This window comes from Serratia sp. 2880STDY5682894, assembly GCF_001537385.1.
Taxonomy (GTDB): Bacteria; Pseudomonadota; Gammaproteobacteria; order Enterobacterales; family Enterobacteriaceae; genus Serratia; species Serratia nevei.
Map to the genome: position 1 here is coordinate 216,768 of NZ_FCJA01000003.1, position 15,941 is coordinate 232,708.

Consider the following 15,941-nt stretch of genomic DNA (forward strand, 5'->3'; position numbering starts at 1 on the left):
GCATGGCCAAAGATGGCATGAAGAAAGCGTGCATGGGCAAGGAGTGCATGAAGAAAGACAAGATGGGCAAAGACGCGATGAAAAAGGATGGCATGGCGAAAGACGGTATGGCCAAAGACGGCATGAAGAAAGACGAAATGAAGAAGGACGCGATGGGGCACTAAGCCGCCGTACCCCGCGGCCGCAAGCGGGCGATCCGCGGCGGCCGTGGGCAACATAAGGAGAGAGGATGATGCTGGCGACATGGCTGCGGCGCTTTCAGCGCTCGAACGGGGACGTTATCTTTATGCGCGCGGCGCTGGTGGTGATCTTCGCCGCCTTCGGTTACGCCAAGTGGTTTGATTACGAGGCGCAGGGGCTGGTACCGCTGATCGGCAACAGCCCGCTGCTGAGCTGGATGCATCAGGCGTTCGGCATCCGCGGCGCCAGCTATGCGCTGGGCGTTGCCGAGTGGAGCTTCGGTTTGCTGCTGCTGGCGGGATTCTGGTCACGGCGGCTGGGGTTGCTGGGGGCGATCGGTTCGACGGTGACCTACCTGACCACGCTGACGCTGATCTTTTCCACGCCGGGGGCCTGGGAGCCTTCCGCCGGCGGTTTTCCGGCCATGGCCGGCGCCACCAGCTTTTTAATCAAGGATCTGGTGTTGCTGGCCGGTTCCCTGGTGCTGCTGAAAGCCGACTTGCCGGCCGAGCAGGCATAAAAAAGGGCGTAGCCTGGCTACGCCCTCTCGTGATTTATCGACCATCACATATCCGGGAAGGTCAGGGTGCCCCCCGGCGCTTCGCGATGAATGTGCAGGAAGTTCAGGTGCTTCTCGTACTGGTCGAGGATATCGCCAATCACCTGTTCCTTGCTGTAGTCCATCAGGTCGTTGCCCTGGGTGCCTTCCATCAGGAAGGTTTCCAGCCGGTAGTAGTGCGACTTGCCGGAGCGGGCGCGGTAGGTGAAGCCCGGCACCGAGTAGCGCATCGGCCAGATCTGATAGATAAAGTTCTGTTCCTCGCCCAGGCGCACCAGCAGCTCCAGGTGGTTCAGACGCTCGTCTTCGGTCGGCGGCACTTCGCTGAACTCCACTTTCGCGCCGCGCAACTCCAGCTCGCGCGCCACGTCCTGCATCGCCGGACGGCAAACCTTATCCAACATCTTCTGCGTGTACTGGGTGCCCGGGTAGTTCATCACCCGCGACAGGCGCTGTTTCCAGTTGAGCACGTCGTGGCTGGAGACCGGCACCGGTGCCAGGGTACTGAGCGCACTGGCCTTGCGGTAGTCTTCCACCCGCAGCGATTTATACAGCCCGGCCATCACGAAGAAGATCACGAAGCTGAACGGCAGGCCCATGATCACCGTGGTTTTCTGCAGCGCCGGCACGCCGTCGGTCATCAGCATGCCGATGGTCAGCAGGCCGATGGCCACCGACCAGAAAATCCGCAGCCAGTTCGGCGCATCATTATTGATGTCGGCCAGGCGCGAGGTGAAGTTGCCCAGCACCAGCGAGCCGGAGTCCGCCGAGGTGACGTAGAACAGCAGGCCGGTGATGGTGGCCACCGAGGCGCTGAAGGTGAAGCCGGGGTATTGCGCCAGCAGACTGTAGAAGCCGCGCTCCGGGAACTGCATCACTTCCTGCGCAAACTCGGCGTTGCCGTGAATGATCTGGTACAGCGCGCTGTTGCCGAAGATAGACAGCCACAGCAGGGTGAACACGAACGGTATGATCAGCGTGCCGACCACGAACTGGCGAATGGTGCGCCCGCGCGAGATGCGCGCCAGGAACAGGCCGACGAACGGCGACCACGCCACCCACCAGGCCCAGAAGAACAGCGTCCAGTTGTTCATCCACTCCACCGGCCGATCGAAGGCGAAGCTGTTGAGCGTCATGCCCATAAAGCGATTGACGTAATCGCCGACGTTGAGCACCAGCGCGTTGAGCAGGAACTCGGTGTCACCGAAGAACAGCACGAACAGGATCAGGCCCAGCGCCAGCAGCACGTTCAGCTCGGACAGGATGCGGATGCCCTTGTTGACGCCCGAGGTGACCGAGATGGTGGCCATGATCACCGACAGCAGGATCAGCGAGCCCTGCACCGTCAGGTTTTCCGGGATCTCGAACAGCACCTTGAGGCCGTAGTTGAGCTGCACCACGCCGATGCCCAGCGTGGTGGCGATGCCGAAGATGGTGCCGAGCACCGCGGCGATGTCCACGCTGTGGCCGATCGGGCCGTTGATGCGCTTACCGAAGATCGGGTACAGCGCCGAGCGGATGGTCAACGGCAGATTGTAGCGATAGCTGAAGTAGCCGAGGGCGATGCCCATCAGCGCATACATCGACCAGCCGGTCAGGCCGTAGTGGAACAGCGTCCAGACCATCGCCTGGCGCGCGGCTTCCAGCGTTTGCGCGTCACCTTCCGGCGGCATCATGTACTGGGTTACCGGCTCGGCGACCGAGAAGAACATCAGGTCGATGCCGATGCCGGCGGCGAACAGCATCGCCGCCCAGCTCATCAGGCTGAATTCCGGCTTGGACTGCTCCGGCCCGAGCTTGATCGAACCGAAGCGCGAAGCGGCGATAAACACCACGAACACGATGTACAGCGTCGCCGCCAGCAGGTAGTACCAACCGAAGGTGGCTGACACCCAATTCAGCGTGCGGGTGATCCACTGCCCGGAGAAGTCGGTGAAAAAGATGGTCATCAGCGAGAAGGCCAGGATCAGCCCCGCCGAGGTGAAGAAAACCACAGGGTTGAGGCGGTCCTGCTGCGGTTTGGAGGAGGTTTCGTGGGTTGTCATCGTCATCCTCTGAACTGAGAAAATCGTGCCGCTCCGCATTTCGGGGCGCGTTGGCCTCTGAAAAACGGGCGAATGAAGGCGGCGGCCGTCTCCGTAGAGGAGGGCCTGAATGATGCCGCTTTCGCCTGTTAATGAAGCGCCGGCGCGCTTCGCGGCGGGAACCGCTTACAGCCACTGATTTTGGTCAGATTCGTTAATTACCTCACAAAAATCAGCCAGTTCCACAACCAGATAGTACAAATTTTTAACCAGGCGGCAATAAAATATATGCAATTTTTATTGAACGTTCAATCAAAAAAAAGTTTAATAGTCCTCATGATGACCTGAATCACGGGCGAAACGGCAGTGAAATTTGCCCGCTGAGATAAGGCCGAAGTCGGTTTTGTGAGAGTCGAAATATGCCAAAGGTAGGAATGCAGCCAATCAGAAGGCAGCAGTTGATTGATGCCACGCTCGCCGCGGTAAACGAAGTGGGAATGCATGACGCCACCATCGCGCAGATCGCGCGGCGGGCCGGCGTTTCCAACGGCATCATCAGCCATTATTTCAAGGACAAGAACGGCCTGCTGGAAGCCACGATGCGCTATCTGATCAGCCATCTGGGCGAGGCGGTGAAGCTGCGCTTGCAGGCGCTGACCGATAACAGCCCGGCGGCGCGGCTGCAGGCGATCGTCGCCGGCAACTTCGACGACAGCCAGATCAACAGCGCGGCGATGAAGACCTGGCTGGCCTTTTGGGCCAGCAGTCTGCACCAACCGCAGCTCAACCGGCTGCAGCAGGTGAACGGCCGCCGGCTCTATTCCAACCTGTGCGCCGAGTTTCGCCGCGTCATGCCGCAGCCGCAGGCGCGGTTGGCGGCCAAGGGGCTGGCGGCGCTGATCGACGGACTGTGGCTGCGCAGCGCGCTGCGCGGCTCGGCGTTCAATCAGTCGCAGGCGCTGGCGCTCACGACCGAATACATCACGTTCCAACTCCGGGGGCAGACGCCGCCCGGAGGATAACCCAAGGAGATCCTATGTCCCGTTTTGGCTTGCAGAAGCTCTATATTCATGGCGCCTATGTAGACAGCACCGCTGGAAAAACCTTCAACGCCATTAACCCGGCGAACGGCGAAGTTCTGGCTGAAGTCCAGGCCGCCGGCGCTGAAGACGTCGATCGTGCGGTGGCCAGCGCGGCCAGCGGGCAGAAGGTGTGGGCGGCGATGACGGCGATGGCGCGTTCGCGCATCCTGCGTCGCGCGGTGGATATTCTGCGCGAGCGTAACGATGAGCTGGCGGCGCTGGAAACGCTGGATACCGGCAAAGCGATGTCGGAAACCACCGCGGTGGACATCGTCACCGGCGCCGACGTGCTGGAGTATTACGCCGGCCTGATCCCGGCCATTGAAGGCGAACAGATCCCGCTGCGCGAAACCTCATTCGTTTACACCCGCCGCGAACCGCTGGGCGTGGTGGCCGGCATCGGCGCCTGGAACTACCCGATTCAAATCGCGCTGTGGAAGTCCGCGCCGGCGCTGGCGGCGGGCAACGCGATGATCTTCAAACCGAGCGAAGTCACGTCGCTGACGGCGCTGAAGCTGGCGGAAATTTACACCGAAGCCGGCCTGCCGGACGGCGTGTTCAACGTGGTGACCGGCAGCGGCGCGGAGGTGGGGCAGTACCTGACCGACCATCCGGGCATCGCCAAAGTCTCTTTCACCGGCGGGGTGAAAACCGGCAAGAAGGTGATGGCCAACGCGTCGGGGTCGACGCTGAAGGAAGTCACCATGGAACTGGGCGGCAAGTCGCCGCTGATTATTTTCGACGACGCCGATCTGGATCGCGCCGCCGATATCGCCATGATGGCCAACTTCTACAGCTCCGGCCAGGTGTGCACCAACGGCACCCGCGTCTTCGTGCCGGCGGCGCTGCAGGCGCAGTTTGAGGCGAAAATCCTCGAGCGCGTGAAGCGCATTCGCCTCGGCGATCCGACCGATCCGCAGACCAACTTCGGGCCGCTGGTCAGCTTCGCGCACATGGAGTCGGTGCTGCGCTTTATCGAGAGCGGCAAGAACAGCGGCGCGCGCCTGCTGTGCGGCGGCGAACGCGTCACCCACGGCGAATTCGGCAAGGGCGCTTACGTGGCGCCGACGGTATTCAGCGACTGCCGCGACGACATGGAAATCGTGCGCGAGGAGATCTTCGGGCCGGTGATGAGCATTCTCAGCTACCAGAGCGAAGAGGAAGTGGTGCGCCGCGCCAATGACACCACCTTCGGCCTGGCTGCGGGCGTGGTGACCAACGATCTGGCTCGTGCGCACCGCGTGATCCACCAGCTGGAAGCCGGCATTTGCTGGATCAACACCTGGGGCGAGTCGGCGGCGGAAATGCCGGTCGGCGGCTACAAGCAGTCCGGCGTTGGCCGCGAGAACGGCCTGACGACGCTGGAACACTACACCCAGATCAAATCGGTGCAGGTCGAGCTGGGCGAATACGCCTCGGTATTTTAACTATCCCCGTCGTCTTTCAAGCTACAGCGTTGTTGGCTGCGAGCGCAGACCCCAGTCACTTACTTGAGTAAGCTCCTGGGGCTCTGCGCCCTTGCCGCCTAGCTGTAACTCGAAATCCATAGGGGATATATCTTTTTCGCATCCAAAACTGCCTTGTTATATTCAGCATGCGGAATTCAAGCCATTCGCATCATTCAGGCATACGAATATTTAGGAGATAATGAATGGAATTTGACTACATCATTATCGGTGCCGGTTCCGCCGGCAACGTGTTAGCCACCCGATTGACCGAGGATGCTGACGTCAGCGTCCTGCTGCTGGAAGCCGGCGGCCCGGATTACCGGATGGATTTCCGTACTCAGATGCCGGCCGCGCTGGCGTTTCCGCTGCAGGGCCGCCGCTATAACTGGGCGTATGAAACCGATCCTGAGCCGCATATGAACAATCGCCGGATGGAATGCGGCCGCGGCAAAGGGCTGGGCGGTTCGTCCCTGATCAACGGCATGTGTTACATTCGCGGCAACGCGATGGACTTCGATAACTGGGCCAAGGCGCCGGGTCTGGAAGACTGGACCTATCTGGACTGCTTGCCGTATTTCCGCAAGGCGGAAACCCGCGATATCGGCCCGAACGATTACCACGGCGGCGAAGGCCCGGTGAGCGTCACCACGCCGAAAGCCGGCAACAACGAACTGTTCCACGCCATGGTGGAAGCCGGCGTGCAGGCGGGTTACCCGCGCACCGACGATCTGAACGGCTACCAGCAAGAAGGCTTCGGCCCGATGGATCGCACCGTGACGCCGAAAGGGCGCCGCGCCAGCACCGCCCGCGGTTATCTGGATCAGGCGCGTTCGCGGCCGAACCTGAAAATCGTCACCCATGCGCTGACCGACCACATCGTGTTCGACGGCAAGCGTGCGGTGGGCGTCAACTATTTGCAGGGCGACAGCAATCAGCTGACCCACGCCAAAGCGCGGCGCGAAGTGTTGCTGTGCGCCGGCGCCATCGCCTCGCCGCAGATCCTGCAGCGTTCGGGCGTCGGCCCGGCGGCGCTGCTGAAAAGTCTGGATATCAACGTGGTGCACGATCTGCCGGGCGTCGGGGAAAACCTGCAGGATCACCTGGAGATGTACCTGCAGTACGCCTGTAAGAAACCGGTGTCGCTGTACCCGGCGCTGCAATGGTTCAACCAGCCGAAGATTGGCGCGGAATGGCTGTTCAACGGCACCGGCATCGGCGCCAGCAACCAGTTCGAGGCCGGCGGTTTTATCCGCAGCCGCGCAGAGTTCGCCTGGCCGAATATTCAGTATCACTTCCTGCCGGTGGCGATTAACTACAACGGCAGCAACGCGGTGAAAGAGCACGGTTTCCAGGCGCACGTCGGCTCGATGCGTTCGCCGAGCCGCGGCCGGGTGCAGGTGAAATCGAAAGATCCGCGCCAGCACCCGAGCATTCTGTTCAACTACATGGCGACCGAGCAGGACTGGCAGGAGTTCCGCGACGCTATTCGCATCACGCGCGAGATCATGGCGCAGCCGGCGCTGGACGAATACCGCGGCCGCGAGATAAGCCCGGGGCCGGAGGTGCAGACCGACGAGCAGCTGGACGCTTTCGTGCGCGAGCACGCCGAAACCGCCTTCCACCCGTCCTGCTCGTGCAAGATGGGTGAGGATGAGATGGCGGTGGTCGATGGTCAGGGCCGGGTGCACGGCATGGAAGGATTGCGGGTGGTGGATGCGTCGATCATGCCGCTGATCATCACCGGCAACCTGAACGCCACCACCATCATGATCGCCGAGAAGTTAGCCGATCGCATTCGCCAGCGCGCGCCGCTGCCGCGCAGCACCGCCGACTATTACGTCGCCGGCGATGCGCCGGTGCGCAAGCAGTAACCGACACGCCCTCTCGCCGTTGAGGGGGAGGGCCGCCGTAGCAAGCAACCCCTCTCCATATGCTCTTCCCCAAGGCGAGGGGGCAACTCCCTTTTATACCTTATCCCATCATGCCGCCGGCAGCGAGATCGCCTGATCGAAACTGGTGGGCGTCGCCATACGCCACATGCGGGCATAGAACTCGCTTTTGATCTCCGGCTGCAGCAGCGCGCCCGGCTCCAGGTAGTAATAGATATCGGCGTACACCTTGATCTCGGTCGGCGTGATGCGGCGCAGCATATGGTGCGAGGTCAGCTGCTCCGGGCGGCTGACGCCGGCCGCCGCCAGCATGTCCGCCAGCGCTTTCACCGTATTTTGATGGAAGTGGTAGACGCGTTCCGCCTTGTTCGGCACCACCAGCGCCTTTTGCCGCAGCGGATCTTGCGTCGCCACGCCGGTCGGGCAGTGGTTGGTGTGGCAGCTTTGCGACTGGATGCAGCCGACGGCGAACATAAAGCCGCGCGCCGAGTTCACCCAGTCGGCGCCGAGCACCAGCACGCTGGCGATGTCGAAGGCGCTGATGATCTTGCCGCTGGCGCCTACCTTGATCTGGTCACGCAGGCCGCAGCCTACCAGCGTGTTATGCACGAACAGCAGCCCTTCGCGCAGCGGCATGCCCATATAGTTGGAAAGCTCGAGCGGCGCGGCGCCGGTGCCGCCTTCCTTGCCGTCTACCACGATGAAATCCGGCAGGATGCGGGTGTGCAGCATCGCCTTGACGATGGCGACAAACTCCCACGGATGGCCGATGCACAGCTTGAAACCGACCGGCTTGCCACCTGACAGCTCGCGCAGCTGCTGGATGAAATGCATCATTTCCAGCGGAGTGGTGAAGGCGCTGTGCGACGCCGGCGAGATGCAATCGACCCCTTCCGGCACGCCGCGGGTGGCGGCGATTTCCGCATCCACCTTCTTCGCCGGCAGAATGCCGCCGTGGCCGGGTTTGGCGCCCTGGCTGAGCTTGATTTCAATCATTTTCACCTGCGGGCTTTGCGCCTGTTCGGCAAAGCGCCGCGGATCGAAATGGCCGTCGGCGGTGCGGCAGCCGAAATAGCCGCTGCCCAGCTCCCACACCAGATCGCCGTTGTTTTCCCGGTGATAGCGGCTGATGCTGCCCTCGCCGGTGTCGTGGTAGAAATTGCCCTTGGCCGCGCCGAGGTTGAGCGCGCGGATGGCATTGGCGGAGAGCGCGCCGAAGCTCATGGCCGAAATGTTGAAGATCGACGCGGAGTAGGGCTGGCGGCAGTCGGCGCCGCCGATGGTGATGCGGAAACTGGTTGGGTCGGCGGCTTCCACCGGCCGCATGGAGTGGCCGATGCACTCATAGCCGGTTTGATAGACGTCCAGCAGGGTGCCGAACGGCTTGTCGCCCATCTCGTTTTTCGCCCGGCGATACACCAGCGTGCGCTGGGTGCGCGAAAACGGGATCTCTTCATTATCCTGCTCGAGGAAATACTGGCGCAGTTCCGGACGGATGAATTCGAAGAAGAAACGCAGGCGGCCGATGATCGGGTAGTTGCGGCAGATGGCGTGGCGCTGTTGCGTGAGATCGTAGATACCCAGCACCATCAAGCCACCGCAGGCCAGGGCCGGCAGCCAGAACCACGGATGGTTGCGCATCATGATTAAGAAAACCAGGGTGAGCAAGATGCTCAGCACAAAGCAGGTGTAGCGGCTGAATAAGGACGACTTCATAACATCTCCTGATGTTTATTTTAATCCACACGACATGACTCACGGATAATCCGTGTGCAAATCGTAGCCAACAGGAGAGGATGTTGTGTGTCTGTTGCTGCTTTGTCGCTGGTTGTTACATTAATTTAACTTGGCGGGGGAGAGCCGGTTGCCGCGCGGCGTACCGCGCAACAAGCCAGGGCAGGTTATTTGCCGGCGACGAAGATGGTGCTCATGCTGCGCAGCCGCAGCTTTTTCATCGCGCTGTATTTCTGCGAGAAGATGGTTTTTGGGTGCGTACCGCGCTTTTCCGCAATGTGCAGCAGGCTGTCGCCGCGCAGCAGATTGAAGATAACGTCGCTTTCCGCCGGGCTGAGCTCGCGGGTTTTCTGCACTCTGATGCCGCCCGGTTCTTTGCTTTCCAGCAGCCGCTGGATTTTTTCCTGCAGCGAATAAAGCGGAATGCGGGTGGAGACCAACTCGACGGAAATCCCCAGGATCGACAACAGTTTCACCACGCGCTCGTCGTCATAGAACACCAACAGGCGCGTTTTGCTGTTGTACTGCTGGTGCAGGGACACCAGGCTTTCGATCACGTTGACGCTCTGTTCGAGGTTTTGCGAGGTGAAAATCAGCGCGATATCGTGCTTGGTGATCTTCTCTGCTTTGGCGCCGCCGTGCATGAAATCGGAAAACAGGCGGATATCGTACGCGCCGTAGTGTTTCTTCAGCAGCACCGACAGGCCAACATAGCTGTACTTACACTCACTAATCACAAGAACGTTGTTTTTAGACATAGGGCAAACACCAATACCGAGTTAAAAGTATTCAGCTGTAAGAAGCGAGTTCAAATCCTTGATGCTGGATTCCTTCCACAGCTTTCCCTGCAGTGCGTAATATGGCATTTCATCCAGCCATTTCTTGTGTTCGGGAGTTTCAACTCCTTCGATAATTACCTTGTAATGATTAAGGTAAAAGAAGCGCAGTAACGCGCGCATCAAGCCCTCGCCGCCGGACTTTTTCATGAAGTCCCAAAGCAGAAAACGGTCGAGCTTAACGAAGCGGAACTGGCTGTTGTACAACGCGGAAAAACCCGCATAGCCAGAACCAAAATCATCGAGCCAAAATGAATAACTATTCAATGACGGATCGCCGTGCACGCGATCTTTCACCAGCCGGGTTGAATTCTCGCTGATCTCGAAATGAATACAGCGCATAGCGTTAATTCTTTCGGCAAAGTGAGTATTCGCCAGCGATTGCAGGGAATAATCGTCAACATTCAAAGTGGCTATCACTTGGTTTTCATGAAACCAGTGTTTGTATTTATCGATCAGATTGATCTGATCCATCAAAATCTCAATCCGAGTGGCACTGTCGGCGTGGCGAAAGAACTGTTCAGGAGAAAAATGGGCATATTCGCTATTAAACGTAAAGCGAGACAGACATTCAACGGCCAGCAATTGTCCCGATTTCGCGAACATTGGCTGAAAAACATAATTAATGCCGTTATTTTTCTCTCTGAAAGAACCGCTCATTTCCCAATCCTTGGATTGATATTTAACTTGTTGATTTTAAATGATTAAAAAGAAAGTTACTCCGGGTTTATTGGTAAATTTCTTATTTAAAACGTCAGGATGGCCGAAGCGTGTCGACAGACCATTTAACGCGTAATTCGTGCCAAAGTCCAAACGTCGCAATCTGTTACTAAATGTAAATATTCGGGATAATATTCTGATTTTCAGGCCTTAATGCAAAATCTTGAACTCTGCAGCTTTCCCAAACACAGATTATTCCTATTCATATGAATCGTCAACATCGATCGATAGGTATCCGCCGATAGTTTATTCCTATCAAGAGGGCCTTATGAATGTTTTAAACGATTTAACATTAAGAATATGCTTAGTCTATATTTCGTCCGGCAATGAGTTCATCGAGGCAACGCTCCTTTTCAGCAAGGGAGTGCTATCGCTGAGTGTATGCTCAGTGGCGGCAATATATATATAAGCCCGCCACTGAATCGATTATTTTATTGTTCTATGGAGCTGGAAATGAAAAAAGTATTATTGCCTTTGGCTGCCCTGGTATTGTCTGCAACTGCTTCCAACGCAATGGCAGCAAGCGGCACTGTTAAATTCACCGGTGAAATCAAACAGTCTACCTGCCAGGTAACTAGCGATACTCAGAATAAAGAAGTTTACCTGGGTACTTACCCAACTTCTGCTTTCCAAAACGTGGGTGACAAATCTGCATCTAAAGCTTTCCAGATCTCTCTGGAAAAATGTGATGCCGGCGATTACAGCCTGCGCTTCGACGGTAACACCGTTGCCGGCAACCCAGACCTGCTGTCCGTAAGCAACGTGGGTGGCACTGGCACTGCAGCTACCGGCGTGGGTATCGAAATCACTGACAACAACGGCAAGCCATTCGCTATCGGCGACGGTTCCAACATCAAAGACGACGTAGCGAAAGTCACCATCGCTGCTGACGGTAAAGCGACCTTCAACCTGCAGGCTCGTTACCGTTCATTCGCTGCAGTGACCGCGGGTCTGGCTAACGCCACCAGCCCGTTCACCATCGAATACAAATAATCGTCTTTCAGGACACACACGGCCAAGGATGGCCCGTAGAGGAAACCGATGAAAAAGTTCTTTGCTGCTCTGCTGATGCTGGGCGCCTTTAACAGCTACGCCGGTATCCAGGTAGATGCCACTCGCGTGATTTATAAAGGCGATGACAAATCCGCCTCGCTGCCAATCCATAACGATGCTTCAGAAGCTTATATGGTGCAGACCTGGCTGGACACCGGTGACAGAAACCAAGTGCCGAAAAATCTGCCTGTCGTTGTCGTTCCACCGATTCTGAAATTGGACGCCGCTAAAACTGCAGTTCTGCGCTTTATCTATTCCGGTACGGGTTTACCTCAGGATAAAGAAACTCTGCTGTGGATTAACGTGCAGGAAATTCCACCGGCACCGAAGCAGGAAAACGTGCTTCAGGTTGCGGTGCGTACCCGAATCAAACTTTTTTACCGGCCGGTGGCGTTGAAAACGACGCTGGACGAGCAAGTACAAAACTTGCGTTGGCAGCGTGAAGGTTCACGTCTGCAAGTGATTAACGATGGCCCGCTGCATATCACCTTTGGGGCGCTGCATTTGAAAAACAGCGCGGGCAAGACCGTGGATGTGGACGCCAATATGGTGAACCCGAAAGATCGCTTATCGATCAACATCCCGGCGGGCGTCAGCGTCGGCAACAAGATTGCTTTCAGTTATATCAACGATTTTGGCGGTAGAACGGAAGTCAAGGACGTTCCAGTACAATAAGAGAGACAGGGAATGGCAAATCAACGAAAAGTAGCAGGCGGAACGACGCGGCTGACACAGCTGATCCGAATTGCAATCATTGCCGCCAGTGCGCCGATGTTATGGAGTGAAGCGGCGCTGGCAGAGTTTAACATGTCGTTTATTCACGGCGATGAAAACCTGAGCAACGCGGAAGCGGTCGCCCAGGGCGATGCTTTGCAACCGGGCGTTTACCCATTCGACATCTACGTCAACCTGACTCAGGTCGATCATAAGGATGTTACTTTTCGTCAGGCTAAAGGCCAGGCCGCGTCTCAACCCTGCCTGAAAGTTGAAGACCTGCGCAACTACGGCATCAAACTGCCGGAAACGCTGCAGGCCGGCAGCTGCGTTGATCTGCCTGCGTTGATTAAAGACGCCACCGTCAGCTATGACGCGGCGGTGCAGCAGATCAACATTTCCGTGCCTCAGACCATGATGGATCTGAGCGCTATCGGCGCGATCCCGCCAAGCATGTACGATGAAGGCATCAACGCGCTGTTCGCCAACTATAACTTCAACTACAACAAGAACAGCTATCGCCGAGATGACGCCGACGACAGCGAGTACATGTTCCTCGCGTTGAACAGCGGCCTTAACCTGGGCAGATGGCGCCTGCGCAACAACTCCACCTGGGACAAACAGAGCGGCAGCAGCAGCAACTGGACTAACGTCTCTTCCTGGGCCGAGACCGACATCGTGCCATGGCGCAGCCGTTTGGTGATGGGGCAGGCGAGCACCAACAACAGCGTGTTCAACAGCTTCCAGTTCCGCGGGGTGCAACTCTCCAGCGTTGACGACATGCTGCCGGACAGCCTGCGCGGTTATGCGCCGGTGGTGCGCGGCGTGGCGGCAACCAACGCCCGCGTCGAAATTCGCCAGAACGGTTACGTCATCTACAGCACCAACGTCGCGCCGGGTCCTTTCGAGATCCACGACGTCTATCCGCATACCAACAACGGTGACCTGCAGGTCACCGTGAACGAGGCCGACGGTTCGCATAAAACGTTCAGCGTCGCCTACTCTTCCGTGGCCAACATGCTGCGAGAAGGCATTTGGAACTTCCAGCTGACTGCCGGTAAATACCACACCGGCGATGGCGGTTATCAGCCGAAGCTGATCCAGGGCACCGCGGCATACGGCATGAACTATGGCCTGACGCCGTTCGGCGGCGCCATCATCGCCGAACACTACCGTTCCGCCGCCGTGGGTATCGGTAAGAGCCTGGGATCGTGGGGTGCCATCTCCGTGGACGGTTCGATCTCCGATACCGAGCTGGCGAACGGCGATCGCAAACAGGGGCAGAGCTTCCGTTTCCTGTACTCCAAGTCGCTTAACCAGATGGGTACCAACTTCCAGTTGGCGGGCTATCGCTATGCGACTTCCGGTTATTATGATCTCAGTGATGCGGTCCAGGAGCGCAACCGCTGGCGCAACGGCTTTTATGCCAACGATTATTGGGATCCGAACGATCTGCAGCCGGGCCAGCCTTCCTGGAGCAACAACCAGAAACGTACCCGATACACTGCGCGCTACGGCAACAAACGCGAACGCGTCGAGCTGTCGCTCAGCCAGCAGCTGTGGGCGGGCGCCAGCCTGTACGCCAACGTGAGCCACCAGAACTACTGGGGCGTGTCCGGCAACGATCGCACGATTCAGCTGGGCTACAACGATGGCTTCAAGCGCATTTCCTACGGCGTTTATCTGCAGGATACGCGCGGCCAGTACGGTTATTCCGATCGCAGCGTGAACTTCACGATGTCGATCCCGCTGGATTGGGGACAGAACAACAACTCAACCACTGCCAACTTCAGTGCGGCGCACAGCAAGCAGAGCGGCGACAGCTACTCGACCGGTATCAGCGGCACCATGCTGGACGACCGTCGCATGAACTACTCGGTCTCCACCGGGCATACGCAGTCCTCCGGTCAGAGCAGCAACCTGAACCTGGGCTACAGCAGCAGCATCGGTAACATCGACGGTAGCTATGCCTATAGCTCGAAATACCGTCAGGAAGGGCTGGGCCTCTCCGGTGGCCTGCTGGTGCACTCCGGCGGCGCGACCCTGACGCAGCCGTTGCAGAACACCATCTTGCTGGTGGAAGCGAAAGATGCCAAAGGCGTGCGTCTGGAAAACCAGCCGGGCGTGACCATCGACCGCTTCGGTTATGCAGTGGTGCCGTCGGCTACCGCTTACCGCTACAACTATGTGGCGCTGCGCACCGAAGACTTCGGCCCGGGCCTGGATGTGCCGGTGGCCAGTAAACAAGTGGTCCCGACCGAGAAATCGGTGGTGAAGGTGAGCTTCGATACCTTCAAGGGCGTCAGCCTGCTGATTCACGCTCGTCTGGGTGATAACGGCTATCCGGCCATCGGTGCCGGCGTGTTCAACGAGTCCGGCCGCAACAGCGGTACCGTGGGCCTGAACGGCGCGACCTATGTCTCCGGGGTGAAAGCGGGTGAAAAACTGACGATCAAATGGGGCCCGAAAGCCGACCAGCAATGCGTACTGCCGATCCCGGTGAACGTGGGCGACAAACAAGTGGCCATGGGATATCAGGAACTGACCCTGCAATGCCAAAAACTGTAAGGTACACCATGAACTTGAGCAAATTAGCACGTAACACACTTCTGTCGGTGGTGGGGCTGGCCGGGTTGGCGATGGCGCAACAGGCGTCGGCGATGCAGTGCCGCTTCGGCAACTCGACCGGCAATAGCAAGCCAACCGGCAGCGTGACGCAGGATATTGACGTCGGCCGTCCGATCGTGCTGGCCGCCAGCGACTTTGTGGCGGGCAACCTGATTTGGCGTTCGCAGAACTTTACCTCCACCTTTACCTGCTGGGATACAGATAGATTCCCACAGGGGGAAAACGCCTACATTTACTGGAACCCGCAAAACTCGTTCGGGGCGCTGGATAAATCGTTGTCTATTGGGGTGTCTATTAATGGCATCGACTATGATTCGGTCAACCTGCTGCAAAGCGGCAAGACGCCGACCGGTCCAAATCTGGGGCCGGGTACGATCCGCACTAACGGCAGAAGCCCGGCTGCGCCGCAGGCGGTGACGGCCACCTATTCGGTGTATATCAAGGCTACCGGGGTGAAACCGCCGGCGGGCAACTTCCAGCCGCTGGCGCGCGCGTCGCTGTTCCAGATTGACGGCGTGGGTGGCCTGAACGCCACCAAAGACAGCAACTTTAACGCCTATATCAAGGGGCTGGACAAGATCCGCGTGATCCAGTGCAACCCGCAGATCACCGTGTTGGCCAACAACGGCGCCAGCGTTGATTTCGGCGTGCTGACGACTTCCAGCGCCAAAACTGGCACTATCGCCAAGCAGGTGCCGTTTGATATCAAGGCCAGCCTGAGCGGCGGCGAATGTGCCGGCCAGTCTTTGCAGGCCAGTTTCAGCAGCACCAACGCCGATCCGTCAGACAACACGCAGATCCTGCCGACCACCAAGCCGGGCGTAGCGATCTTCCTGACTCAGCAGCGTGATACCAATAAAAAACCGATCCCACTGCAAACCAACGTGGATTTCGGCGGCGTGCTGCAGGATAAGCAGAACGAAGTGAAAGAGACCTTTATCGCGAACCTGAAGTGGTTGACCAATACGCCGAAGACTGGGGTGTTCAACGCAACCGCCAACGTCGACGTCACCTTCAAATAATCCGGTGTCGCTTCAATAAAAAAGGGGGCAGTTCTCGCGAACTGACCCCTTT

General features: G+C 58.2%; 13 protein-coding genes. 9 read left to right on the top strand and 4 right to left on the bottom strand.

All coding sequences use genetic code 11. The features are described from left to right. Together AWX27_RS24470 and AWX27_RS09355 are read left to right on the top strand one after the other, a co-directional pair. On the top strand, positions 1 to 164 hold a 164-nt coding region (locus AWX27_RS24470; protein WP_156428560.1), incomplete at its 5' end, for a pentapeptide MXKDX repeat protein. 65 nt (positions 165 to 229) lie between these two features. Then, complete coding sequence (locus AWX27_RS09355; protein WP_033637683.1) at positions 230 to 700, top strand: YkgB family protein; 471 nt, start codon at positions 230 to 232, stop codon at positions 698 to 700. A 44-nt stretch (positions 701 to 744) separates the two neighbouring features. Here AWX27_RS09355 and AWX27_RS09360 read toward each other — a convergent pair whose 3' ends face one another. Continuing rightward, positions 745 to 2,784 (bottom strand): choline transporter, encoded by a 2,040-nt coding sequence (locus AWX27_RS09360; RefSeq protein WP_060421320.1) that lies wholly within the window; start codon positions 2,782 to 2,784, stop codon positions 745 to 747. Between the two features lie 398 nt (positions 2,785 to 3,182). Here AWX27_RS09360 and betI point away from each other — a divergent pair, with 398 nt between their 5' ends. The 3 genes from betI (at position 3,183) to betA (ending at position 7,164) form a co-directional block, all read left to right on the top strand. Continuing rightward, complete coding sequence (betI, locus tag AWX27_RS09365) at positions 3,183 to 3,785, top strand: transcriptional regulator BetI (RefSeq protein WP_038880897.1); 603 nt, start codon at positions 3,183 to 3,185, stop codon at positions 3,783 to 3,785. Between the two features lie 14 nt (positions 3,786 to 3,799). After that, a complete protein-coding gene (betB, locus tag AWX27_RS09370; RefSeq protein ID WP_033653381.1) occupies positions 3,800 to 5,272 on the top strand; it encodes a betaine-aldehyde dehydrogenase in 1,473 nt (490 codons plus the stop codon). Positions 5,273 to 5,496: 224 nt separating this feature from the next. Then, positions 5,497 to 7,164, top strand: a complete 1,668-nt coding sequence (gene betA / locus AWX27_RS09375) for a choline dehydrogenase (protein WP_060421324.1) — start codon at positions 5,497 to 5,499, stop codon at positions 7,162 to 7,164. A 108-nt stretch (positions 7,165 to 7,272) separates the two neighbouring features. On the opposite strand, the gene AWX27_RS09380 is transcribed toward betA, so the two are convergent. The 3 genes from AWX27_RS09380 to AWX27_RS09390 all read right to left on the bottom strand — a co-directional run bounded on the left by AWX27_RS09380 (position 7,273) and on the right by AWX27_RS09390 (position 10,412). Then, entirely contained in the window at positions 7,273 to 8,898 is a 1,626-nt protein-coding gene (locus tag AWX27_RS09380) for an FMN-binding glutamate synthase family protein (RefSeq protein WP_060421327.1), read from the bottom strand. 185 nt (positions 8,899 to 9,083) lie between these two features. Then, positions 9,084 to 9,674 (bottom strand): LuxR family transcriptional regulator, encoded by a 591-nt coding sequence (locus tag AWX27_RS09385; RefSeq protein WP_004939094.1) that lies wholly within the window; start codon positions 9,672 to 9,674, stop codon positions 9,084 to 9,086. A 21-nt stretch (positions 9,675 to 9,695) separates the two neighbouring features. Then, entirely contained in the window at positions 9,696 to 10,412 is a 717-nt protein-coding gene (locus AWX27_RS09390; RefSeq protein WP_033637688.1) for an EAL domain-containing protein, read from the bottom strand. Between the two features lie 513 nt (positions 10,413 to 10,925). On the opposite strand from AWX27_RS09390, the gene AWX27_RS09395 reads away from it, so the two are divergent. From AWX27_RS09395 to AWX27_RS09410, 4 genes are read left to right on the top strand one after another with little or no spacing between them, the layout of a single operon-like run. Next, positions 10,926 to 11,465, top strand: a complete 540-nt coding sequence (locus tag AWX27_RS09395) for a fimbrial protein (protein ID WP_060421329.1) — start codon at positions 10,926 to 10,928, stop codon at positions 11,463 to 11,465. Positions 11,466 to 11,513: 48 nt separating this feature from the next. Further along, positions 11,514 to 12,200, top strand: coding sequence for a fimbrial biogenesis chaperone (locus AWX27_RS09400; RefSeq protein ID WP_038880905.1), 687 nt, complete (start codon positions 11,514 to 11,516; stop codon positions 12,198 to 12,200). Between the two features lie 12 nt (positions 12,201 to 12,212). Then, on the top strand, positions 12,213 to 14,807 hold the full coding sequence (locus AWX27_RS09405; RefSeq protein WP_060421332.1) for a fimbria/pilus outer membrane usher protein: 2,595 nt from the start codon (positions 12,213 to 12,215) through the stop codon (positions 14,805 to 14,807). Positions 14,808 to 14,821: 14 nt separating this feature from the next. Continuing rightward, the gene (locus AWX27_RS09410) at positions 14,822 to 15,889 is read left to right on the top strand and encodes a fimbrial protein (protein WP_369819303.1); all 1,068 of its coding nucleotides are present in this window, start codon (positions 14,822 to 14,824) and stop codon (positions 15,887 to 15,889) included. Positions 15,890 to 15,941: the final 52 nt, after the last annotated feature.